The organism is Vibrio tubiashii ATCC 19109 (assembly GCF_000772105.1).
GTDB classification, from domain to species: domain Bacteria; phylum Pseudomonadota; class Gammaproteobacteria; order Enterobacterales; family Vibrionaceae; genus Vibrio; species Vibrio tubiashii.
The window spans coordinates 1,213,162-1,237,049 of sequence record NZ_CP009355.1 but is presented as its reverse complement, the minus strand read 5'-3'; the positions used below and the strand labels follow the sequence as shown (position 1 = coordinate 1,237,049).

At 44.5% G+C, this 23,888-nt stretch carries 22 protein-coding genes; 13 read left to right on the top strand and 9 right to left on the bottom strand.

Annotated elements, in window-relative coordinates:
• The first annotated feature begins 75 nt into the window (after nucleotides 1–75).
• The 6 genes from IX91_RS20705 (at nucleotide 76) to IX91_RS20680 (ending at nucleotide 5,892) form a co-directional block, all read left to right on the top strand.
• Nucleotides 76–480 (top strand): GNAT family N-acetyltransferase, encoded by a 405-nt coding sequence (locus IX91_RS20705; protein ID WP_004743958.1) that lies wholly within the window; start codon nucleotides 76–78, stop codon nucleotides 478–480.
• Between the two features lie 155 nt (nucleotides 481–635).
• On the top strand, nucleotides 636–1,748 hold the full coding sequence (locus IX91_RS20700) for a putative 2-aminoethylphosphonate ABC transporter ATP-binding protein (RefSeq protein WP_004749625.1): 1,113 nt from the start codon (nucleotides 636–638) through the stop codon (nucleotides 1,746–1,748).
• Between the two features lie 25 nt (nucleotides 1,749–1,773).
• Nucleotides 1,774–3,486, top strand: a complete 1,713-nt coding sequence (locus tag IX91_RS20695; protein WP_004749627.1) for a putative 2-aminoethylphosphonate ABC transporter permease subunit — start codon at nucleotides 1,774–1,776, stop codon at nucleotides 3,484–3,486.
• 8 nt (nucleotides 3,487–3,494) lie between these two features.
• Nucleotides 3,495–4,199: a phosphonate utilization transcriptional regulator PhnR gene (gene phnR / locus IX91_RS20690; protein WP_004745637.1), complete on the top strand. Its 705-nt coding sequence runs from the start codon at nucleotides 3,495–3,497 to the stop codon at nucleotides 4,197–4,199.
• A gap of 71 nt (nucleotides 4,200–4,270) precedes the next feature.
• Nucleotides 4,271–5,173 (top strand): EamA family transporter, encoded by a 903-nt coding sequence (locus tag IX91_RS20685; protein ID WP_004745639.1) that lies wholly within the window; start codon nucleotides 4,271–4,273, stop codon nucleotides 5,171–5,173.
• A 362-nt stretch (nucleotides 5,174–5,535) separates the two neighbouring features.
• A complete protein-coding gene (locus tag IX91_RS20680; RefSeq protein ID WP_004745641.1) occupies nucleotides 5,536–5,892 on the top strand; it encodes a DUF3316 domain-containing protein in 357 nt (118 codons plus the stop codon).
• An 85-nt stretch (nucleotides 5,893–5,977) separates the two neighbouring features.
• Here IX91_RS20680 and IX91_RS20675 read toward each other — a convergent pair whose 3' ends face one another.
• A complete protein-coding gene (locus tag IX91_RS20675) occupies nucleotides 5,978–7,453 on the bottom strand; it encodes a peptide MFS transporter (RefSeq protein ID WP_004745642.1) in 1,476 nt (491 codons plus the stop codon).
• 277 nt (nucleotides 7,454–7,730) lie between these two features.
• Between IX91_RS20675 and IX91_RS20670 the strand changes: the two genes are divergently transcribed.
• The 3 genes from IX91_RS20670 (at nucleotide 7,731) to IX91_RS20660 (ending at nucleotide 11,390) form a co-directional block, all read left to right on the top strand.
• Nucleotides 7,731–8,855: a M14 family metallopeptidase gene (locus tag IX91_RS20670; RefSeq protein ID WP_004745643.1), complete on the top strand. Its 1,125-nt coding sequence runs from the start codon at nucleotides 7,731–7,733 to the stop codon at nucleotides 8,853–8,855.
• A gap of 157 nt (nucleotides 8,856–9,012) precedes the next feature.
• On the top strand, nucleotides 9,013–10,416 hold the full coding sequence (locus IX91_RS20665; RefSeq protein WP_004745644.1) for an FAD-dependent oxidoreductase: 1,404 nt from the start codon (nucleotides 9,013–9,015) through the stop codon (nucleotides 10,414–10,416).
• Nucleotides 10,417–10,487: 71 nt separating this feature from the next.
• Entirely contained in the window at nucleotides 10,488–11,390 is a 903-nt protein-coding gene (locus tag IX91_RS20660) for a LysR substrate-binding domain-containing protein (RefSeq protein WP_236642921.1), read from the top strand.
• A 13-nt stretch (nucleotides 11,391–11,403) separates the two neighbouring features.
• Here IX91_RS20660 and IX91_RS20655 read toward each other — a convergent pair whose 3' ends face one another.
• Entirely contained in the window at nucleotides 11,404–12,774 is a 1,371-nt protein-coding gene (locus tag IX91_RS20655) for an L-serine ammonia-lyase (RefSeq protein WP_004745646.1), read from the bottom strand.
• A gap of 189 nt (nucleotides 12,775–12,963) precedes the next feature.
• On the opposite strand from IX91_RS20655, the gene IX91_RS20650 reads away from it, so the two are divergent.
• Nucleotides 12,964–13,800 carry a YdcF family protein gene (locus IX91_RS20650; RefSeq protein ID WP_004745647.1) on the top strand — a complete coding sequence of 279 codons (837 nt, stop codon included), beginning with the start codon at nucleotides 12,964–12,966 and terminating at the stop codon, nucleotides 13,798–13,800.
• Nucleotides 13,801–13,861: 61 nt separating this feature from the next.
• On the opposite strand, the gene IX91_RS20645 is transcribed toward IX91_RS20650, so the two are convergent.
• On the bottom strand, nucleotides 13,862–14,113 hold the full coding sequence (locus IX91_RS20645; protein WP_004745648.1) for a putative hemolysin: 252 nt from the start codon (nucleotides 14,111–14,113) through the stop codon (nucleotides 13,862–13,864).
• 193 nt (nucleotides 14,114–14,306) lie between these two features.
• Between IX91_RS20645 and IX91_RS20640 the strand changes: the two genes are divergently transcribed.
• Complete coding sequence (locus IX91_RS20640; protein ID WP_004745649.1) at nucleotides 14,307–15,239, top strand: DHH family phosphoesterase; 933 nt, start codon at nucleotides 14,307–14,309, stop codon at nucleotides 15,237–15,239.
• A gap of 54 nt (nucleotides 15,240–15,293) precedes the next feature.
• Here the strand turns inward: IX91_RS20640 and IX91_RS20635 are convergent, their stop codons facing one another.
• Together IX91_RS20635 and IX91_RS20630 are read right to left on the bottom strand one after the other, a co-directional pair.
• Complete coding sequence (locus tag IX91_RS20635; protein ID WP_004745650.1) at nucleotides 15,294–16,310, bottom strand: GGDEF domain-containing protein; 1,017 nt, start codon at nucleotides 16,308–16,310, stop codon at nucleotides 15,294–15,296.
• Nucleotides 16,311–16,505: 195 nt separating this feature from the next.
• The gene (locus IX91_RS20630; RefSeq protein ID WP_004745651.1) at nucleotides 16,506–17,441 is read right to left on the bottom strand and encodes a chemotaxis protein; all 936 of its coding nucleotides are present in this window, start codon (nucleotides 17,439–17,441) and stop codon (nucleotides 16,506–16,508) included.
• Nucleotides 17,442–17,635: 194 nt separating this feature from the next.
• Between IX91_RS20630 and ppiC the strand changes: the two genes are divergently transcribed.
• A complete protein-coding gene (ppiC, locus tag IX91_RS20625; protein ID WP_004745652.1) occupies nucleotides 17,636–17,914 on the top strand; it encodes a peptidylprolyl isomerase PpiC in 279 nt (92 codons plus the stop codon).
• A 66-nt stretch (nucleotides 17,915–17,980) separates the two neighbouring features.
• Here ppiC and IX91_RS20620 read toward each other — a convergent pair whose 3' ends face one another.
• From IX91_RS20620 to IX91_RS20605, 4 genes are all read right to left on the bottom strand, one after another.
• Nucleotides 17,981–19,843 (bottom strand): 5'-nucleotidase C-terminal domain-containing protein, encoded by a 1,863-nt coding sequence (locus IX91_RS20620; protein WP_004745653.1) that lies wholly within the window; start codon nucleotides 19,841–19,843, stop codon nucleotides 17,981–17,983.
• A 175-nt stretch (nucleotides 19,844–20,018) separates the two neighbouring features.
• Entirely contained in the window at nucleotides 20,019–20,327 is a 309-nt protein-coding gene (locus tag IX91_RS20615) for a c-type cytochrome (RefSeq protein ID WP_004745654.1), read from the bottom strand.
• A 68-nt stretch (nucleotides 20,328–20,395) separates the two neighbouring features.
• Nucleotides 20,396–21,403 carry a low-specificity L-threonine aldolase gene (ltaE, locus tag IX91_RS20610; protein WP_004745655.1) on the bottom strand — a complete coding sequence of 336 codons (1,008 nt, stop codon included), beginning with the start codon at nucleotides 21,401–21,403 and terminating at the stop codon, nucleotides 20,396–20,398.
• A gap of 11 nt (nucleotides 21,404–21,414) precedes the next feature.
• Nucleotides 21,415–21,939, bottom strand: a complete 525-nt coding sequence (locus IX91_RS20605; protein WP_004745656.1) for an NUDIX hydrolase — start codon at nucleotides 21,937–21,939, stop codon at nucleotides 21,415–21,417.
• Nucleotides 21,940–22,213: 274 nt separating this feature from the next.
• Here IX91_RS20605 and IX91_RS20600 point away from each other — a divergent pair, with 274 nt between their 5' ends.
• Nucleotides 22,214–23,881 carry an ATPase RavA domain-containing protein gene (locus IX91_RS20600; protein WP_004745657.1) on the top strand — a complete coding sequence of 556 codons (1,668 nt, stop codon included), beginning with the start codon at nucleotides 22,214–22,216 and terminating at the stop codon, nucleotides 23,879–23,881.
• Nucleotides 23,882–23,888: the final 7 nt, after the last annotated feature.

The following is a 23,888-nucleotide window of genomic DNA, read 5'->3' as shown; positions in this document are numbered from 1 at the left end:
GGATAACTGGATAACTGGATAACTGGATAACTGGATAACTGGATAACTGGATAACTGGAGGGCAAGGAAAGCATCATGAGAGTAGAAAGAGTTACAGCAGAACAAACACTCGCGCTCAGGCATGCGGTGTTATGGCCGACAAAGAGTCTGGAGTTTTGTCGCGTGGCAGAAGATGAATTTGGCTTTCACTACGGAGGCTTTATCGGAGATCAGTTAGTCGGTGTCGCATCGATCTTTGTTGAGCAAGATGAAGCTCGACTACGCAAATTTGCTGTTTTGCCTGAGTATCAAGGACAGGGTATAGGCTCAATGATGTTGGAAACCATGTTGAGCGAAATTCGAGATTTTCAGGCGACACTTTTTTGGTGTGATGCACGTGAATCAGCACTGGGTATCTATCTCAAATTCGGTATGAGTAAACAAGGTGAGCGCTTTTACAAAGGGGAAATTCCATACTTTAAAATGTCTCTTGAGTTGTGAACTTTAGGGCGTAGATTGACCTCGCTAATTGTTCGGTTACAGACAATAGGCTGACCGAGTGAATTCATTTTATTGTCATCTTTGCTCTATAAATTTGTCATGCCGCTGAAACAAACCAGATTTAAGGTTGGTATATACCATTTGGAGAGTGTGTTATGTCAACTAACCAACCTTACTTACAAATTGAAAATGTAGTGAAGCAATTTGGCCAGTTCACTGCGTTAAAGCAAATTTCACTGGCAATAGAGAAGGGCGAGTTTGTCTGTTTTCTTGGCCCTTCTGGCTGCGGCAAAACGACCCTACTACGAGCTATCGCTGGCCTTGACCTACCGACTTCAGGTGGCATCTATCAAGATGGACAAGAGACAACCTTCCTCCCTCCGGAAAAACGCGATTTTGGTATTGTTTTTCAATCGTATGCGCTATTTCCAAATCTTACCGTGCAAGAGAATATTGCCATCGGATTGAAGAACCAAGGGATGACCAATCAACAAGCCTTAGAAAAGGTTGATTATTGGCTTGATATGATTGGTTTACCGACTTCTGGTGAAAAGTATCCTAACCAATTGTCTGGTGGTCAGCAGCAGCGTGTTGCCCTTGCGAGGGCGTTAGCCTTGTCCCCAGGGTTATTGCTTCTTGATGAACCTCTCTCGGCGCTTGATGCCAAAGTTCGTGTTCACCTTAGAGATGAGATTTGCAAACTTCAACGCAAACTGGGTATCACCACAATAATGGTGACTCATGACCAAGATGAAGCGCTATCTATGGCTGACAGAATCGTTGTGATGAATCATGGCGTCATTGAGCAAGTGGGCACGCCACAAGAGATCTATCAACACCCTGCTACTCGTTTTGTTGCTGAGTTTGTTGGCAGCATGAATTTTATTTCTGCCTCCGCAGCGACTGATACTCAACTACGTATCGCTGAGTCGCTTATTCCCGCTCCTGTTATTGAAAACAAGCAAGTAGTGAGAGGGGATTGCTTTGATCTGGCAATACGCCCAGAAAGCATCCGTTTTGCCGAGCAATTTAATAATGCTCTACCTGTGAAGATCCGAGACAGAGAGTTCCTCGGTGCGTTTTATCGCTTTGAGTGTGAACTTCAGCATGACAAACAAGCCGCGCCGATCTTTATCGATGTCGCTGGCGAAGTGGTCACCGAGCAGAAGCTGCGTATTGGCGATATTCGATACATTCAGTTCTCAAAACAGGGGGTACGTGCATACCCAACGTTAAGCCCGAATGGCACTAAAGCAATTGCGGCTTAAGGTATCACTAATGGAAAGCAGAACTATGTACAACTCTGGAGTTAACTCTCGCTCATTTCGTCCTTCATCCCTTTTGCACAGGGTCAGTAAAGATAACCTAGTCCTATTTGGCTTATTGGCGTTCCTATTTTCAGCGCTAGCAATTTTTATTGTGATGCCTCTATGGGCGATGCTGACAAAAAGTGTTCAGAACAACAGTGGCGAATTTGTTGGGTTAGAGAACTTTGCTACCTATTTTGCCAATAACAGCCTTTGGTACTCTGTTGGCAACACATTTACATTAGGACTTCTGGTGACTGCCGTTGTAGGCGTACTCGCTTTTGGTTATGCCTACGCACTGACGAGATCGTGCATGCCAATGAAAGGAATGTTTCACATGCTGGGTACAGCTCCTATTTTGGCACCGTCGTTGCTTCCTGCAATCAGTCTTATCTTTTTGTTTGGCAATCAAGGTATCGCTAAAGAGTTGCTCGGTGGTCACTCAGTCTACGGCTTGGTGGGCATCTCGCTAGGTCTGATCTTTTGGACCTTCCCTCATGCCCTGATGATACTTACCACCTCATTGAGAACCTCGGATGCGAGATTGTATGAAGCGGCGCGAGCTTTAAAAACGTCACCGTTCAAGACTTTCTTTGTCGTCACTCTTCCGGCTGCTAAGTACGGCCTGATCAGTACCTTGATTGTCGTGTTCACTCTGGTTGTGTGTGATTTTGGTGTGCCTAAAGTGATCGGCGGAAATTACAACGTTCTGGCGACAGATATTTTCAAGCAAGTCGTCGGGCAGCAAAACTTCTCTATGGGTGCGGTGACCAGTATTTTACTGTTAATGCCTGCCTTGCTCGCGTTTGTCGCTGACCGCTGGGTACAAAAGAAACAAAAAAGCCTATTTGATACTCGCTCTGTCCCTTACCAACCTGAGCCTAATAAAGTCAGAGACGGGATCTGTTTTGCCTATTGTTTGGTGATTTCTGCCGCGGTGATTGTGGTACTTGGGATGGCAGTATATGGCTCATTGGTGACCTTCTGGCCTTGGAATAAGGTACTGACGCTGAACAACTACAACTTTGCTGAAATGAGTACCTATGGTTGGTCTCCATACTTTAACTCGCTCACACTCGCAACATGGACAGCCATTATTGGTACAGCGATTATTTTTGTTGGTGCGTACTGTATTGAGAAAGGGCGGGCGTTTGCACCTGTTCGACAAGCCATGCAAATGCTCAGCGTTGTTCCAATGGCAGTACCGGGAATGGTACTGGGGTTGGGGTATATCTTCTATTTTAATGATGCCAATAACCCACTCAGTGTTTTATATGGCGGCATGGCGTTTCTTGTTATCAACACCGTGGTTCACTATTACACCGTAGGTCATATGACAGCGGTAACCGCGCTTAAGCAAATTCCGAGTGAGATTGAAGCGACAGCGGCTTCAGTCAAGCTACCTCAGTACAAGTTGTTTTTTAAGGTGACGCTACCAGTTTGCGTTCCTGCGACTCTAGATATCGCTACCTATTTGTTTATTAATGCATTAACCACCACTTCTGCGGTAGTATTTATCTACTCTACGGAAACTATCCCTGCTTCTGTGTCAGTATTAAATATGGATGATGCAGGACAGACAGGTGCAGCCGCAGCGATGGCAGTGATGATCATGAGCTCTGCTGCTGTCGCTAAGTTAGCACACATGACGTTAGGCAAATGGTTAGAAAACAAAACGCAAGCATGGCGTAAAAGGTAAGGACAAGGGTGCAGTACGTAAAAATTAAAGATTCGATTGTTGAGCAAATTGAATCAGGCATGTTATCGCCAAGGCAGAAATTGCCAGCAGAAAGGAAGCTTGCAGAGTCGTTTGACACCACACGAGTCACGCTCAGAGAGGCGCTATCCTTGCTTGAAGCAGAAGGGCGAATCTATAGAGAAGACAGACGTGGTTGGTTTATCTCGCCACTGCCACTTAAGTACGATCCGACGCAGACTCTCAACTTTACCAATATGGCGACCGCGCAGCAGCGCACACCAAAGACGGAGTTGATTGCAGCAAAAGGTATTCTTGCCAATAAGCAAGCGGCTAGCTTACTTGGGTTACAGCCATTTTCTAATGTGTATCGAGTAGATAGAGTTCGATACCTAGAAGAGCGCCCAGTGGTGTATGTTACTAACTATATTCGTCCTGAGTTGTTTCCAAATCTTCTCGATTTTGATTTGTCGAAGTCTTTAACTGACATTTATCGCGAACATTATGGTGTTGTTTACGAAAAGATTCGCTACCGCATTAGTACCAGCACATTGCTCGGTGAGACTGCACAAGCATTGCGAGCGACGTCTGGGACACCAGCTATGGTCGTTGAGCGAGTTAACTACAATCAAAACGACGAGTTGATTGACTGCGATATCGAATACTGGCGACATGATGCGATCAGCATTGAGTCCGTCGCTCAGCTTCAACGTTAATCTCACTTCTTTATTTAGGCTTCTGCGTTGTAACCAGAAGCCTTTTATCTATCTAAGTTTAAGGAATGACTATGTCAGTATGGGCGATATGTTTGGTTGTCGTATCGGCATTTCTGCATGCAGGGTGGAACCTTCTAAGCAAAAGTAACAAGTCTTCAGGTACGGCATTTTTCTTATCCAGTAGTGCTGCCGCTTCGGTAGTACTTGCGCCATATGTAATCTGGTATCTCAATTATGTCGGTATCACGAATATTCCAACAACGTTTTGGTGGATGCTACTCGTGAGTGGTGTCGCTCAGTTTATCTATCTGATTGGTTTAGGTAATGCCTATAAGCATGGTGATATCGGCGTAATTTATCCCATTGCGCGTGCACTTCCAGTGCTAATGGTTGGCGTGGGCACCGCCTTACTGGGATACCAGTTAACCACGCTTGTGTGGGTAGGCTTCGTGTTAATCACCTTTGGTTGTCTATTAGTGCCTTTGAGTTCTTTACGAGAGTTACGTTTTAGTGACTACCTTAATGTTGGTGTGTTATGGGCGGTGATTGCTGCCGTAGGAACCACAGGCTACTCCATTTTGGATAAAGAGGCTTTAGGGATTGTTGACCTTGAGCTCTCATCTATTATCTCTAATCTGCATTCAGCGATTTTCTATTTGGGTATCCAGTTCTGGACGATATTCTTAGTCATTGCCATTTATGTCTTAGCAACACGTCAATGGAAGGAGTTTTCTGAGGCTTGGAGCATCAAGAAGCCTTCCGCAATGGCCGGGATTATGATGGCCACCACTTATGGCTTGGTGCTTTACGCGATGACAATGACCGAGAATGTCAGTTATGTTGTGGCGCTAAGGCAGCTAAGTATTGTGTTTGGTATGATTTTCGGTGTGATTTTATTAGGTGAGCGCTTCGCTTTAACCCGAAGTTTAGGCACCTTCTTGATTTTCGTTGGGCTGGTATTGACAGTTATCTGATAGAAAAGGTCCAATTAATGCCAAAAAGTTCACTAAATTTATATGATATTTTCCACTTGTATTATAACGAATCACTCTAAAGTGTTATCTCGGCTTTCTTTCTTTGTTTTCGAATCGAACTAATAAAGTGTTGAGTTAAATATCTTTTTTCTAAGCTGCATATTGTGAACCAATTTAACCCCACTTTTAATGTAAGAAAGCGAATTACACTTATTTCAAATTATTCGAATAACAAGTGCAATTATTTCTAATTCAATCTGGTCTTCTATTACGTACTATTTGGTTACTCGGGCAGCGGAATAAAGCTCGATTTTTAGAACCATTTATTAGGTAAGTAAGTATAAGTAGCTAAGGAGTCAGTTATGATTAAAGTAGTGAGTTTAGCAAGTGTCATGTTGTTTAGTTCAGTGGCTTTGGCTGGTTTAGGTGGTGCATACAACACCGTAATCCAAAGTGAAACCATGAATGGCGATGCAGTGGGTTCAAAAGAAGCAGCATTAGCAGCAGGTAAAACCATGATTATGGATATTAACGACAAATCTCCATATGAGCTAAGTAAAGCTGTGTCTTACTCAAGTAATGACCTTGTTGATGTTAATTCATTCGAGTTGAGAAATTCACACGTAACAGTGAATGAAATTGTTACCAGTGAAGGTGAAATTGCTTTCCAACCTGTAATTAATGTCAGTTACGAATTTAGAGCTCGCGATAGAGACTAATTCTTTTATTTCAGTTTTTGCTAGCAAATAATAAAAAACCCAAGCTCAACGCTTGGGTTTTTACTTTATTTTAGTGTGGCGACGATTAGCTTTCCGCTTCAACCATTTCAGGTTGTTCATCAGCGCGAGCCGCTTCTAGCATCTTACGAATAATCACAGAAGCAACCAGAGCAATCGCTACCATCACAACAGCAAGCACAGTCAGTAGTTGGAAGTAGTCGCCATAAACCGTTTGAACAATTTCTTGCGTGATCTCTTGGCCTTTCTCTAAAGCGATAGAGGTAGAGAATACTGCACCTACGATACCACTTAGTGCCATTGCAACAGAGAATAGTGATACAGAGAAACCTTCGATGTGCTTAGGCGCTACCGAAAGGATAAACGCAACCACAAGGCTACCGACAATAACTTCTGCGAATGCTTGGAAGAAGTGAATCGCTAGGAAGACTTCAGGGCGGATAACCACATCCTCACCAATGTTCATTACTGCCATGGTCAGGATACCAAACGCAATCGCTGTAAAGATAAAGGCAAAACCGATCTTAGTTGCGGTTGAGAAATTGATGCCTTTCTTCTCAAGAGAGGAGAAGGTCATAGCAATAACAGGACCTGCAACAATACACCATAACGGGTTCATTGCCATGGATGCTTCTGGGGCAATTGGGATTAGGTTGAATAGATCACCACGCATTGTGTTGATCGTTACCATGGTCATTGATGTCATCATCTGACCGTAGTAAACGAAGAAACATGTCGTTAGCACTGTCATGATTAGGATGGTACCCATCTTCAGCGCGTCTGACTTGCCTGACTTAAACATCAACGAGATGAAGTACAAGATTGCAGCGGCACCGATGGCGTAAACGATGTTCTGACCAATATCCATGTTAGAGAACATGAAGAATACTAAGCCAACCATTGCAACTGAAACCGTTAGGAATGCCGCCCAGTTTTTAGCGCTGACTGGCTCTTGATCGATCTCAGCGGCTGCGCCAACAAGTTGTTTATTGAAGATAACAAGTACTGCAAATGCGAAGGCCGCCATGACTGCTGATAGTGTGAAGCTTCCGTGGAAACCGATTACCAGCACGAACATTGGGAACAGGTATTGACCTAACAATGCGCCAACGTTGTTGACTGAGTAGTTTACTGGGTAGCCATTCTCGAAGTCCTCTTCTGAAGCAAAGGTGCGTTTGTAAAGACTTGGGTAAGAAGGAGACATTAAGCCACGTGCGTAACTTGCGAGTGCGATACCTGCTAAGCTCATTGGGATATTTGTTGTTGACGCGCCCAATACGAGTAAGGTGTATCCGGTAGCAAATGCACCATAAGCAATGGTGAGTGAGCGGTATGCGCCAAGAAATTTGTCGACAATAAAGCCGCCGGCGATAGCGAAAAGTGGGCCGATGGATGAGAACGCCCCGACAACCATCATGGTGTCTGCTTCGCTATACCCTAGATCTTCTAAGAAGAAACGGGTCAAGATAACCATCACACCATAGAATGATAAGCCAAACATTGCTTGGCAGAACATCATTGATTTATTGAGTTTATTCCACATAATATTCTCTTTTTGTTGATATAACACAGAGTTAACATCTGATTATTTTATCATTTGTGCTATGTTATAAATTGAAACAATTATCGCAGAATTACTTTTCTATGCACGATTTTTTCTCAACTTCGCATAAATTTTTATAATGAGTTTGATCCAAAACGTTTGCGTGGGATATTTTTGGCAAATATTCCGTGCGATAAAGTGCTCTAAAGAGATTTTTAACTTCCAAGAACTGTGCTAGCCTCCTGCATTGCTACGTAAATGTATAAGGAATGTAAGCATGAAGATTTTTAGTAATTTCGATAGTGGCAGCATCGAAGTCGTAAGCATCGAGAACAAAGATCAGATTCAACTCAAGATTCCCAATGACAATCAGTCAGAGTTTTATCAATGGTTTCACTTTCGCCTAGAGACTCAAGCAGAGCAATCTCATACTATTCAATTGCTAGATCTAAAGAACTCGGCCTACCCAGAAGGTTGGAGCGGCTATGACGTTGTCGCATCTTACGACCGTGAAGAGTGGTTCCGTATTCCTGCCGAGTTTGATGGTGATACGTTAACATTCAACGTTATCCCTGAGCGTGGTTCTATCTATTTCGCTTATTTTGCACCTTATACATATGATCGCCATCTTGACTTGCTTCACATGGCGCAGAGCGCTCATCACTGTCAACTTGAAACACTTGGTAGCACGTTAGATGGTAACGATATGAGCCTACTGACATTTGGTGAGCCAGAAGAAGGTAAAAAGAAAATCTGGTTAATCGCTCGCCAGCACCCTGGTGAAACTATGGCGGAGTGGTTTATGGAAGGCTTTATTCAACGCATGTTGGATGAAGACGATACCACGGCTCGTGCACTTCTTGAAAACGCAGTGCTTTATGTTGTGCCAAATATGAACCCAGATGGTGCGATTCGTGGGCATTTGCGCTGCAATGCGATTGGCGTGAACCTAAACCGTGAATGGCAATCTCCATCAATGGAACGCAGCCCGGAAGTCTATTTGGTACGAGAGCGTATGCTGGAAACAGGCGTTGATATGTTCCTAGATATCCATGGCGACGAAGCGATTCCATTCAACTTTGTCGCTGGCTGTGAGGGTATCCCATCATATGATGAGCGTTTAGCAGATCTAGAAACAGCATTTAAGCAAGTGCTTCACACGGTTACACCAGAATTCCAAGATGAGCATGGTTACGATAAAGATGAACCAGGCAAAGCGAACTTGACCGTTGGATCTAACTGGGTGGGTGAACAATTTAAGTGTTTGTCTTACACCGTTGAGATGCCATTTAAGGATAATAATGATTACCCAGACCCGCTTTACGGTTGGTCACCAGAGCGTAGCGTTAAGTTTGGTCACGATATACTGACGGCAACCTTTGCTATGGTCGATAAGATTTAATTCATTCAAATTAGCTCAAAAGACCTTAGGATAAAGGCGCGGTGAATTCCGCGCCTTTTGCGTTAGTAAAGCTAACGCTCAGCGTAACAAATCCTCGCTGTGCGTCCGGATCAAGGCGCGATACATTTTCTTCAGAGACAAAATGAAGGAAATGAACATGTCATCTCATCTATCTTATTGGTTCAAACAAGCGCTAGAAATGGAGCAGCCGCTCGATACTCAAACTATCACTACGGACATTTCAGCCGATGTGGCGATCGTTGGAGGAGGTTACACAGGGCTTTGGACTGCTATTATGCTCAAACAGCAACAACCTGAGCTTGATATCGTAGTCATAGATAAAGGGTTATGTGGCAGTGGTGCTTCTGGTGCCAATGGTGGCTGTATGTTGACTTGGTCAACCAAATACCCAACGCTCAAACGTCTATTCGGCGAAGATCAGGCGCGATGGCTGGTGGAGGAGTCTGAGCAGGCCGTGTATGACATTGAGAAGTTCTGCCTTGAGCACAATATAGACGCGCATCTCTATCGCAGCGGTACTTACTATACCGCGACTAATTCAGCACAGCAGGGGCAGATGAAGCCTGTCGTTGAGCAATTGGATCAACTCGCTTGCAACAGTTGGAATGTCTGTTCAGAACAAGAACTGCGTTCATCATCTGGCTCGAAGCAACACCTTGAAGGATATTTCTCTCCCGCTGCTGGCAGTGTGCAACCGGCCTTGCTCGTGCGAGGTTTGCGTCGGGTGGCGATTGAGCTTGGAATCAAGGTATACGAAAACAGTGCGATGGAGAAGGTTGATTTCGGTGAGCCTGCGGTTGTGCATACCCCGCAAGGAAAGATCTACGCAGATAAGGTCGTGTTGGGCTTAAATGCTTGGATGGTGGAGCATTTTAAGCAATTCAAGCGCAGTATTGTTGTCGTCTCATCAGATATGGTTATCACCGATCCGATTGAAAAGCAGCTAAAACAAAGCGGATTGAAAAAGGGGGCTGCTGTCGTCGATTCAAGGATCTTTGTTCATTATTACCGAGATACCCGAGACGGGCGTTTAATGCTAGGGAAAGGGGGCAATCAGTTCTCGTTTGCTAATCGCGTTGACCCTATGTTTAACAAGCAAAGCCAATATGTCGATTTGCTCTCGCGCTCTTTTGCTAATCTTTTTCCAGAGCTTAACCAGTCTAAATTTGCCTACAGTTGGACAGGAGGCTCTGATCGATCTGTGACAGGCTTACCTTTCTTTGGCAACTTAGACGGACAGAAGAACATATTCTATGGCTTCGGCTACTCCGGCAATGGGGTTACTCAGACCCGAGTGGGTGCCAAGATTCTTACCTCTCTGGTGTTAGAACGAAAAGATGTTTGGTCACAATGTGGTTTAGCACAAGGTCCATTAGGTCACTTTCCGCCAGAGCCGATCCGTTGGTTGGGAGCAATGGTGGTGAGAAATGCGGTGCGCAGGAAAGAAGACGCCGAAGACAGGGAAGAGAAACCAAAGCTGTTAGATAAATGGTTAGCTAAGTTTGCTGGAGCAGCAGGTAAAGCAGACAAGGTGACTTAACGCTACTGTCATATTTTGTTGGCAAGATGGGCGCTTGTCTAATTAAAGCGCTCATCAATGCCTCTTGCTCTATGTCTCATAACGCTCCCACACAACACTCGCATCGATTTTTACCGCCACTTAATGCATTGAAGGCGTTTGAGTCTGCCGCGAGGCTGCAAAGCCTGACCAAGGCCTCTGAAGAATTGAATGTCACTCGCGCTGCGGTGAGCCAACAGGTGAAACAGCTTGAACACTACTTAGAGGCAACCTTGTTCGAACGCAGTGGCTCTAAGCTGACACTCACAGATGATGCGCAATATTATCTGCCTCTTCTAACACAGATGTTTGACTCACTGTCGGTTGGAACAGAGCAGCTCTTTGAGCGTAAGGGACGGAACTTACTCACACTCAATGTTGCTCAAAGCTTCTGTCATCAGTGGCTTATTCCAAGGGTATCGGAGTTTAAGCGTCTTAACCCAAATCTCGAGATCAAGATTGCCACTACATCCAATCCTTACCCAAATACAAGTCAAACTGCTGATATTGAAATCATCAACGGCATGTTACCAAAAGAGAGCCAGCTTACAGAGCGGCTCACTGATGAGCATTGGGTTCTAGTCGCTTCTCCGAGTTACTTAAAGCAACACGGCATGATGGAGTTAACTGATATTGCTGAGGCTGAAAAGATCTCAACCTCGGGGTATAGAGAAAATTGGACCTACTGGTTTAATCAAGTCGGTTATTGCGATGACTGGGTGAAACCAAAGCTCCATTTTGACCACTCGCTTCTCGCTGTGGAAGCTGCGGTTTGCGGCTTGGGTATTTTGTTGGTCAAAGATGTGTTAGTCGAAGATCAACTAAAGCAGGGCGAGCTGATAAAAGTTGGAGAGTGGAAGGTCCCTTGTGAAACGAGCCACTATATTCTGTGCCATAACCCATCTAACTCAATGGCTGTCGAGTTTTTCGATTGGTTAAGGCACAGTTATAATTAGTAGCTTACGCCGCTTACTCGCAAGGTGGAGCCATATGGATAACCGCTAGGCCTCCTAAAGAAGTTTCGCGATACTTCTTATTCATGTCTTTACCGGTTTGATACATGGTCGCGATGACTTTATCGAGCGAGATAAGACACTTACTGGTACGTTTAAGCGCCATTCGTGAAGCATTGATCGCTTTCATCGCACCCATTGCATTACGCTCGATACAAGGAACTTGAACTAGACCGCCGATTGGATCACACGTCATGCCAAGAGAATGCTCCATCGCAATTTCTGCTGCAATACAGATTTGCTCGTTGCTACCACCACGAAGCGCGGTTAAGCCTGCTGCTGCCATTGATGATGAGACACCTACTTCACCCTGACAGCCAACCTCTGCACCAGAGATTGAAGCATTGGTTTTGTACAAAATGCCAATTGCACCCGCGACAGCAAGGAAGTCTTTAAGCTGTTTTGTATCAAGTTCTTTGATAAAGCGGTGGTAATACATGAGCACCGCAGGAATAACGCCGGCTGCACCGTTGGTCGGAGAGGTCACCACTTGTCCACCGGCAGCGTTCTCTTCGCTGACAGCGAAAGCAAACAGGTTGATCCAATCCATGATTTCCATTGGATCGTTTTCAACCGCAGCATTCGCTTCCAACTTTTTAAGTAAGTTAGGTGCGCGCCTTGTGACGTTAAGACCACCTTCTAAGATGCCCTCGGTCTCGAAGCCACGCTGCATACACAAAGACATCACTTTCCAGATTTGTTCTGCCTTTCGTGTGATTTCATCTTCATTAAAAAAGTTTACTTCATTTTTTAGAATCATACCGCCGAGGCTAAGGCCGTTTGTTTCGGCCATTTCTAGCATCTCGTCTGCGCTTGTAAATGGAAATGGAACATCGACGCTGTTGGCGTTACCACCTTCTTCGAGCTCTTTGGCTGTAGCAATAAATCCACCGCCAATAGAGTAGTAGGTTTCAAAAGCTAACTGATTGCCGAGTGAGTCATAGGCAGTAATCGTCATGCCATTTTCATGCAGAGGAAGGTTATCACTATGGAATAAGATGTCGCTGTCATAGCTAAAATCGATGGTGTGAGCACCCGCAAGGATCAGATGACCTTCCTGTATAGTGGTGGCAAGTGCTTGTTTGGCACTGGCCATTTTAATTGTGTCGGGCTTGTTGCCTAGTAATCCTAAGATCACGGCTCTGTCCGTGTGGTGTCCTTTGCCTGTCAGTGACAGAGAACCATAAAGATCGACTTGGACACGGCTGACTTTGGTTATGGATGAAGCGAGAAGGCGCGTAAAATGATAACCTGCGAGCATCGGCCCGTTGGTATGAGAGCTTGAAGGCCCAACCCCCACTTTGAAAATATCAAATATCGACAGCATATACTTTACTTCCTGTTGTAGTGGCCTGTGTTTCAGGCTCTTTTATTTACAAGTATGGCACGCAAGTGGAGATAACGTCTTGCATGCGGGATGTTAACAAAATATTAACCTCTGATAAGCTAGCGACAAAGTGAATGCTTGTACAGTTTATGTGTAACTCAGTAGGAATAATTGAGACATGGATAAATAATGAACATTATTAATGTGGTGCTCGTCCTAGGTAAGCGCTTGTTCAACAATACGCTAACGCTTGAGGGCAGAACAAGGGTCGAAGCATTAACGACAGCCATCCAAAGCCTTCAGCTTGAGCAGAGCGCGATTATATTCTGTGGTGGGGCGACGGATGGGCAAACGCAAACCGAAGCTCGGGCTATGTTTGATTACTTTAAGCTTTGTTATGAGGGTGAACTGCCTCCGAACATTATTCTTGAAGACACATCCACCAACACTATCGAGAACATCCAAAATGCCGCAGATAAATTGATAGCAAGTCAGTTATGTAGGAGTGGGCAGGAAGTGAATGTCCAGTTTGTCTCGAATGATTATCATCTGAAAAGGATATTCGAAATACAAACCTTGATGGATGAGCAGGGTTTACTTCGTACGTTGAAAAGTCGCTGCGCAGAGAGTGGCTTGAAACTCAATATTCCTATGTCTTTAGAAGCACATGTTTGTGTGCCTTATCCCCACATCACCCCATTGGGTCAAATATTCTTGCGGCTAGATGAGCTCACGACTTATCGGGTCTATTTAGAGGGTGTGAAGAGCGGAACTTTTACCAGACCATTGGAGCAAGTCAGGCAACAGCCTTATCAAATCGCGATGGCGGCAATTCAAGAGCTTAAACAACTTTTATCTGAGCACAGTGACTTGAAAACCTTAGCACTGATCGAAAATGCAGTGGAGAAAACAAGTCCTTCAGCAACACCAATGGAAGTGGTAGAACAGCTACGAATATTGGACCAGTGCTTAACTAGCCTCAATCGACAATACGATCCAGAGCGGCAAGGTATGTCAAAGCTCTGAGGCGCTATGGATTACGAGGAAAGAGGGCGACAGAATGTCTCTCTTTCCCCGCTGAGCCAGTCTATTGCTCTTTATGGTTTTGGCGGTAGTAATCCCACTCTTCAACGCGTTCGCCATTTGGTAGTTGGCAGTATGTGACACGTTCTTCATTCTCGGTCACTGTCTCAAGTTCACCACCTTGCTGCACACAATACACTGCGGCTGGATTAGCCATTGAAGTGTATTCTTTTACTTCATATTCATCAGGCTCATTGGCACAACCTGCTAGAACGGCAACACTGGCAGCAACTAGAGCAAAACACGTTTTCTTCATAATAAAACCTATATTGAATCAATTAGTAGCATATCGAGTATAGAGCAAGGAACGAAAAACTCTGTCTAGAGTTTGTTAAAAGGTTAGTGATGTCTAAAATTAAAAGGAGTTATACAACAAAGCTATAGGTAGCAGCCTAGTACGTTCGTATTACGTATCCTTTAATAAAAAGACGAAGCATAGGAAGTGCCAGATGTCGGAGCAAAAATATCGACTTGTTACGCGAAGCGACTTTGATGGTCTAGTGTGTGCAGTACTGTTAAAGCAATTGGATCTTATCGACGACATTAAGTTCGTTCACCCAAAAGACATGCAAGATGGGGTCATTGAGATAACCTCCAATGATATTGTAACTAACTTGCCTTATGTGAAGCAGGCGCATCTTGTATTTGATCACCACCTATCGGAATTATTGCGCAATCCAGAAAGGTATGAAAATCATATTATCGACCCAGATGCCCCTTCTGCGGCTAGGGTGGTTTGGGAGCACTATGGGGGGAGAGAGTTTTTTCCAGCCGAATGGGAAGATATGATGGAGGCGGTCGATAAGGGTGACTCGGCTCAGTTTAATCGAGATGAAGTTCTGGATTCGACGGGTTGGAATCTATTGAATTTCCTGATGGATGCGCGAACTGGCCTTGGCCGCTTTCGAGAGTTTCGCATTTCCAATTATGCGTTGATGATGGATTTGATTGAGTACTGTAAGAGCCATACGATTGAAGAGCTACTCGATCTTCCTGATGTCAAAGAGCGTATCGAGTTATACCGTGAGCACGAAAACCTGTTTAAAGAACAGATTCAACGTTGTGCGACGGTGTATGACAATCTTATCTTTCTCGATTTAACAGGCGAAGAGGTCATCTACGCGGGTAATCGATTTATCATCTATGCGCTTTACCCTCAATGTAATATCTCTATCCATAAAATGTGGGGTTTTCAAAAGCAAAACACGGTGTTTGCTACCGGGAAGTCTATTTTTGATCGCAGCTCTAAAACGAATGTGGGTGAGTTGATGCTCAAGTACGGTGGCGGTGGGCATAAGGCCGCAGGTACGTGTCAGATTGATAATGATAAAGCAGAGGCTGTCCAACAAGAACTAATCAGTGCAATCACTAGCGATGGTTAAAACTAAAAGGCCCTTGCACTGTGTGCTAAGGGCCTTTTTATCAATCTCTTTAGCCTATATAGGCATCACGCGATTTCTTCCTAGTTCTTTTGCTTCATAAAGAAGCTTATCAGCTCGCTCGATGAGAGACTCGGCAGATTCACCCGGTTGCAGCTCAGCAACCCCCATTGAAATAGTAATGTTTCCAACCTGTTGTGCGGTGCGGCGATCTTTGATTGAGAGCTTCTCTACTGCTCGTCGCAAGCTCTCACCAAACTGGCGGGCAATACGTAGCGTTTTGTTTGGCACAATCAGTGCAAACTCTTCGCCACCAAATCGATAAGCTTGTATCCCGTCACGGCAACTTAATTGAAGCCTGCGCGCAATGCCTTTTATCACCGTATCACCAAACAAATGACCGTAGGTATCGTTAAACGACTTGAAGTGGTCAATGTCAGCAAGAATCAAACACATTTTCTGCTCAGAGCGGGTTAATGTACTGATATCGTTATCGAATGCTCGGCGATTGTACAAGCTCGTGAGTGCATCAAACAGTGCGTCTTGTTGTACTTCAGCGAGTTGAGTCTTAAGTAGGTTGATCTCTTTGGTTGCCGTTTCTAGCTGATTATTGAGAAAGCGAGTTGAATGCCTGATCTCTCTGGATTCAGCGACAAGTTGACGTACGACAGTCATCACTTCGTCCATCGAAACAGCCTCGCCCTCGACACGTTCTAGATTGTCAAAGCTCTTGTCGATAAGCTTAGAGAATTGAGATGTGTCTGTCAGAGTGTCCGTCATAGAGCTAGCTACTTCATTGACCAATATTTCTATATTGGAGCGTAGCTCCATCATATCGGTCTCAGAACGGCTCGCGACATAGTTGTTGTAGAGTTGTTCGCCGGCAGCAGGTGGGCAGACACCATAATTTTCCACGACACTATCTAACTCACGGTTGAGCTGAGGAATCGCGTTATCCACGTAGGTGTACCACAAAGCGTAGTTAGCCGGTGTGGCGGCTACGTGGTTTTTCATCATTAGCGGGACAGCTTTTTTAAGGTTAGCCGTCGATTTCTTGAAGTCGTCGTCTGTCATTTCTTAGGAATATTCTTTTCTCGACACCCTGTACATTAAGAGTAGCGGATTTCTAATCTAGATGTTTGTCCAGTATCACTTTAGAGTGAGTTATTCATTATTAGTATGAACTTTATCATAATTATATGCTGACATTTGTAAGTGAAACATTCAATCAGCTTTAAGCAGGTGCGACAACATAAAAGTTGATGTTAATCAGACACCTTCAGGCATTTCTTCTCGAACATTTCCCGATTCTAGCTTGCCGGCTCCACGTAGCATAGCTTGGATCAAATCACCCGCATTAAATTTTTCTAGTGCTTCATGGGCACCTACTTGTTGTGCCCGGTCAACACAGATCTCACTTGAAAGAGAAGTATGAAGAATCACATAACTATTTTTGAGCTCAGGATCGTTTTGAGTCTCGAACGCGAGCTCATAGCCGTCTAAGCCTGGCATTTCGATGTCACTAACGAGTAGATCAACGGGACGGTTAGCTGATGCTTCACTGCGCATCAGATCAAGCGCATCTAAACCATTATTGCATATCTGATACGAGATATTGATGCTGTCTAGGGCATCCGAAAGTTGCTTACGGGCGATAGAAGAGTCATCCACCAGTAAGATATTCAGCGCTTTAAGTCTTTCGCGCTCAATATCGGTAAGCATTGGAATGTTAGTTGATTCATACTGCGGATAAATTTTTGATAGCAGCAACTCGACATCCAACATCTGAACGATTTGCTCTTCAAAGCGAGTAATACCGGTAACGAACACGTTTGAACCCGCACTTTTAGGCGCGGATTCGATCGACTTCCAATCACACTCGATGATCTTTTCAATTGAGCGCACCATAAAAGCAACCACAGTACGTAAGCAGTCTGTAACGATTAGATAGCACGAGTCGTACTCTTCAGGCTGAATTGGACGAAAACCAATCGCAGCAGGCATATTAATTACTGGGATGGTTTTATCGCGAATTGTGACGGTCCCAATCACATGGTGGTGTGAGTAGGGGATTTGTGTCGTCGGTTGAAATGGCACAATTTCTCTAACTTTTAGAGTACCAATGGCGAACAACTGATTACTGCTGGTCAAAGTAAACATCAGCATGCCTTGCGACTGATTTGCTTTACTAACTGGTTTTGCCATGGGTTTCTCGTTTGTGCGACTATTTTTATAAATGGTAACGGATTTACCCCGATGATCAATGGATGCAAATCAAATTTGTTTCTAAACGCCGATAAGATAGTCATTCGTCATTTACTAAGTTAAAGGCTTGGGTGAAGATCTCACTTTAATCGGGTACAATTCGCGCAAACTCAGTCATTTTTAGAGGCACCAACATGGCTAATACAGCAGCCGCTCTGCACATTCTGGTAAAGCATAAAGAGCAAGCGGAAGATATTATCAAGCAGCTTAAGAAAGGCGCTAAATTTCAAACTCTCGCCAAGAAGTACTCAACGTGCCCATCGGGCAAAAAGGGTGGTGACTTAGGTGAGTTTCGCAAAGGTCAGATGGTTCCACAGTTCGACAAAGTTTGCTTCTCTGGCGAAACACTGGTTCCTCATCTAGTGAAAACTAAATTCGGTTGGCATGTGGTGAAAGTGCTTTATCGTACCTAATCAGTTTGTGCTGATTTAGAGATTGAAAAATGGCCAAGGTATTTACCTTGGCCATTTTGTTTGCGCTTAGTTAGCTTTTGGAGTGAATGCTTGAGTGCTGCGGTCTTGCTCGGCAACAGCTTCAATCTTCTTACCGTTTGCTGCTAGGTCACGGACGTAGTCAATAAAGGTCTCTGTGTAGAGCTTTAATGTGTTTTCGTATTTCGACTTATCAGCCGAGACTTCACCAAAGGCAATGTAGCCATCTTTACCACCTGCGATGTAATCATTGGTCACGACAATCAGCTCTCTGTCATTGCTCAATTTAGACCAACTGCCATCGCCTTTAGCTTTGACCTCTACATTGTGAACGCGCTGCCCTTCTGGTCGGTTAAAGTCGACGTCATATCGAATACCGGCAGCGTAAGGGTAAGCACCATCTGAGCCTTTAGCGCTGTTATCAACATACTCTGCGTAAGCTTTGTCTACGGCTTGGTTAAGTACCTTCTTAACTTCCGCTCCCGTCATTTGTAGGTTCACCATGGTGTTGCTAAATGGCAGCACTTTTGTGGCTCCCGCTACGGTGAACTTACCTTGAGGAATGTTTGCACGTGCGCCACCGCCGTTTTGAATCGCAACATCGGCGCGTTTGGTTTGGGCTAAGAACGCTTGCGCGACAAGGTCGGCCACTTGAGATCCGTGTAGGTTAGTGTGTGTATCACAGCCGTCTGCGCCATTGTGTTTTTGCTGACCAGGAACACGCTCGTAACACAGTAGCTCAGAAGATTGTGCAATCTCTTGATCCTTCATTACATCAAGCTTTTGTGTAAACGTGGATAAGGTTTGTTGTGTTGCAGCGTCTGGTTTAACTTGAATAAGGTTAGGTTGTGCTTCTACATCAGCCAACACTGCGGCCAATTCAGCTCCTTCAAGTGTCTGCTTTTTACCATTTTCGTCTTTGCGTTTGAACTCGGAACCAATCAGTAGATGTGGCGTGCCGTTACAAGCTGCTACCTTGCCTTTGCCATCAAATGAAACCGATAGCTCGCCAAGAATTTGTGAATATTGCCAAGCTTGAGCGACACATACTTGATCGCCATCTTTGTTCTTCATTAGTGTTGGGTAAGCCCCTTCACTCTTTAAGCCGACAGCAGCGAAATCGCCCAATAGAGTATGTGAGTCACCGCCGATGATAACGTCTACATCAGTAAGAGCCTCAGCAAGCTGAAGGTCGTTCGAGTATTGGTAGTGGGTCAATAAAACGATATTCGACACCCCTTTAGCAACCAATTCATCGATGTATTTTTGCGCCGTTTCAACTTCGTTTAAGAACTGTGTAGTTTCGTCTGGGTTTGATGAGTTCATGGTCTTGTCTGCAATATCAATACCGACGATACCAATCTGATGCTCACCATATTGTTTTACCGTGTATGGCTTAAAGTAGTCGTTGGCAGAGTTCATTGCGAGAGGAGAGACGCCTTGCTTAGGAATCACGTTAGCTGCGAGCACTTCTGTCTCTTTTGAGCACTCACCTTCATTCATCCAATCTAAGAACTGTGCTAACCCTGCATCACTATCATCAAATTCATGATTACCAAGTGCAAAAGCATCAAAGCAAGCGTGATTCATCATCGCCGCATCCGCTTCACCTTTAAATAGCGCGTAGTAAAGCGTGCCAGAGATAGCGTCACCAGCATGAAGCTTTAATACGTTCTCGTTTGCTTCTGTACGCTGATTTAGCGCGGTGATCAGTGCCGGAAATCCACCCACTTCAGTGTAAGTCGATTGACCCGCAAGTTTGAGTTTCTGTGTGGAAGGTTCTAAATGAGAGTGATGATCGTTGATATGTAAAATCGTTAGGTCGAATGGCGTTTCATTCGAAGTTTGTGTTGTACACCCTGAAGCAACCACTGCTGACAGGAAGGCTAGTGCCAATGGGCTATATTTCATTGTTCGTCCCTATAAATGAGTGCATGAGAAGAAAACTTGATCTTCGGCTTACGATTATAGGATTTATATGAAATACATCTTATCTTGCATGTAATAATGCGAATGATATCGTTTGGTAATGTTATAACGTATCAATAATCGTGATATTCATCATTATTCGACTTTATAGCTTGTACTACTGACTAGCAAAATAGGCGGCAATATCTTTAAGATCTTGGTCATTGAGGCGAGAAAGTTGCGCTTTCATCATATCTGCTAACGCGCCTGAGCGATGTCCATCTTGATAATCTTTCATGGATTGATACAGATATTGGGCATTTTGGCCTTTTAGATGCGGATAAGCAGGGTTGGGTGCAATGCCATCAGAACCATGGCAAAACACGCAACTTGGTGCTTTGACTTTTCCAAGTTCAGGATTGCCGAAATCGTTGTTTGCTAATGCGACAGAAGGGAGAGCTAATAGCAGCAGAAGGGTGCGTTTCATAGATACATCTCGAACAATATGACTACGCAAAAGAATAAAGCTTCCCCTAGGGGGAAGCTCAAGTGAGATTATTTGATGTATTGCGCAAGTTTACTCAGTAATAGGTCGATATCAGCGCTTGAAACGTCTTTGTGAGTCACGAAACGAATCGGGTTACCCGGTGACACAGTGATTCCATCCTCAGCTAACTGTTCCGCAATCTTGTTGATTTGGATACTGTCATCCAATTTAGCAAAGACGATATTAGTTTGAACGAAATCAGGGTTCACATGGAATCCGTCTAATTCGCTTAGTCCTAGTGCTAACTTCTTCGCATTTTGATGGTCAACATTCAGTTGCGTGACTTGTTCAGTCAATGCCAGTTTACCTGCTGATGCCAAAATGCCAGCTTGGCGCATACCGCCACCTACCATTTTACGTAGCCTGCGAGCTTTGGCGATAAAGGTTTTGCTACCAAGAAGGAGAGAGCCGATAGGCGCACACAAGCCTTTTGATAAACAAATCGTCATCGAATCGAAGTGCTGAGCAATCTCTTTGACGTCCACATCAAGCGCGACGGCGGCGTTGTAAACGCGAGCGCCATCTAGGTGAAGTGACAAGTTATGTTGATTGACGAATTCTCTTGCTTCTGCCAAGTAGGAGAGTGGTAGCACCTTGCCGTTAATGGTGTTTTCTAAGCTTAATAACTTAGTGCGGGCAAAGTGTGAATCGTCAGGCTTAATAGCGGCTTTGAGTTTCGTAAAATCTAACGTGCCATCTGGGTTGTTTTCGATCGGTTGAGGCTGGATAGAACCTAACACCGCAGCGCCTCCAGCTTCGTACTTATAGTTGTGGGCTTGTTGACCACATAGATATTCATCGCCGCGTTCACAGTGAGCCATAAGACCGAGTAAGTTGGCTTGAGTGCCAGAAGTCGTAAAGAGCGCCGCTTCAAACCCGTGTCGCTCAGCTGCCCATTGCTCTAGTTCGTTTACGGTTGGGTCGTCACCATACACATCATCGCCTACAAGTGCTTCGGCCATTGCTTTGCGCATTGCCTCGGTAGGCTTAGTTACCGTATCTGAACGAAAATCCATAATCTTGTCTCCTATATATATCCACACAGCTTTGCTTTGCTTAAACACGCGATAGTTTTCGCATCGGTGATCTCACCATCAATGATTTTTTGTTCGAGTTGTTCTACTGATAATGAGAGTACGTCGATGACTTCATCTTCATCGCATTGGTAACGTTTGGTTTGGGTTAACTGTTTTGCAACGAACAGATATTGGATTTCGTCACAAAAACCCGCAAGAGGCGTTACTTGTCCTAGAGATACCATGCTTTTAGCACTGTAACCAGTCTCTTCTTCAAGCTCTCGGTGCGCGCAGGACTCAATCGGCTCGTCTGATTCCAACGTTCCCGCAGGTAATTCCAATAACCACTTCTTAAGAGAAGGGCGGTATTGATTGATAACAATGATGTGACCATTTTCATCAATAGGTAAAATCACCGCTGCACCAGGGTGAGATATCGTCGTATGCGCGATTTTTTTACCGTTAGGTAGGAGGATTGATTCTTCGATGAGAGAGATGCGTTTCCATGAATGGATCGTCTTAGTTGTGTTTTCCATTTGATTCTTATTGTTAGTCCTAGCTTAAGACAGGAGTTACCTTACAGCCTCATTCCCCGTAGATAAAGCGCATTCTCGTCGATACCTCACAAAATCCCATACGCTATAGGTGATAGAACTCTCAAAAGTGCAAACATTGTTTTCAACGAGTTACGCAAAAACTGCATCTGATATAAAGATTTGTCCAAACTTCAAATTACACTTGTAACAGAGTGATAACAAATGTATAAAATTATACATACATGCCATCAGGTTAACCTTAGGAGAGCGCGAAATGATTAGCCCAAATCGAGTGTCTCACTCACAAAAAGCGTTGCTCTCAGAACGAATCAATAAATTGGCGCAAGCCTTATCTGACGGTGTCTATGAGCGCGAAGAAACCATCAAACTTTGTTTACTCGCTGCTTTGGCGGGTGAAAGTGTTTTCTTATTAGGTCCTCCGGGGATCGCAAAAAGTCTTATTGCAAAGCGTCTTATCCAAGCTTTTGATAACTCCTCTTACTTTGAATACTTAATGACCCGCTTCTCTACACCAGAAGAAGTGTTTGGTCCGCTTAGTATTCAAGAACTCAAAGATAATGGTCGCTATGTACGTTTAACAGAGGGCTACTTGCCAACGGCGCAAGTGGTTTTTCTTGACGAGATCTGGAAAGCAGGTCCGGCAATTCTTAATACGCTGTTAACGGTTGTTAACGAAAAGACGTTTAAAAACGGTAGCGATATTGAACGTGTACCAATGAGGCTGTTGGTCTCTGCATCTAACGAGTTGCCAGATGAAGATAGTGGTCTAGAAGCCTTATATGACCGCATGTTGGTGCGTGTGTTCGTCAACCGAATTCAAAATAAGCAGAACTTCAAATCTATGCTGACGGTGGGTACTGCGCAAGAAGCCAAGATACCAGAAGGCTTGGCGATTACAGATGAAGAGTACCATCAGTGGCAATCTGAAATCGAACAGCTTGAACTGTCTGATGCAGTCTTTGAAAAGTTGTACGAGCTGAAGAGTCTGCTAGAGAGCGCCGCTACGGCAGCCAGCGGTGTCGAAGCTGAAGACAGCGATATGTATGTCTCTGACCGCCGTTGGAAGAAAGCGGTGAAACTGCTTAAAGCGAGCGCCTATTTTAATGGTCGTGATTCCATCAACCCGCTTGATCTTTTGTTACTGCAAGACTGCTTGTGGAACAGTCCAGAGTCACGCGACGTAGTTCGTAGTGTAATTAAGCAGTTTGCTCTCAATCATGCGTTTGATCAGCAAGATGTAGAACAGCAAATCACTCTCTGCCGTGAAGAGTTAAGCGACATTCAGGATGAACTCGAATCTGAACTGAGTGTGATGTTGTCGATGGAGTCCACGACGGGGCTTTTGAAAAAGCAGCAAATCAATAGTTACGACATCTCTGATGCGAAAAGCTACAAGGTCGGCAGTACCTTTGATCTTGTGAAACTTGTCCTGCTGCAAAGCAATATGTCTGTCACTGAATCAGAGAAGGGCGATAGTCGCTGGGTTTACGTTCCTAAGAATGAGTTAGAGCGTGTCATCAAAGAGGGGCATGGTGATGTCTATGGTTACGTTAACCAAAACACCAACATGTGCCGCTTTAGATTCGATGTCGATGCTGCCAACAATCTCGTGATCAAAGATATTGCTAATCGTGGTGTGTTGGTGTCTATCGTGACTGACAAAGGTTTAGACGCGTCACTATTCCAAGAGTGGTTTACCAAATCAGAGCAAGCAATGGCGCAGCTAGAACTTGCTGAGCATCACTTGCGTAAAGTTCGCTCTGATTTCCACGGCGCCTTACCGCACGGCTTCATTGAGCAAGAACTGCCGAGAGCGATGGAAGCGAGCTTGCAGAATCTTCAGCATGTGTTGGAATCGACGAAAACTGAATGTGAACGTACGGTTTTCCGCTTTAAGCACTTAGACGAGTTCTTCTCTTAAGGGGCCA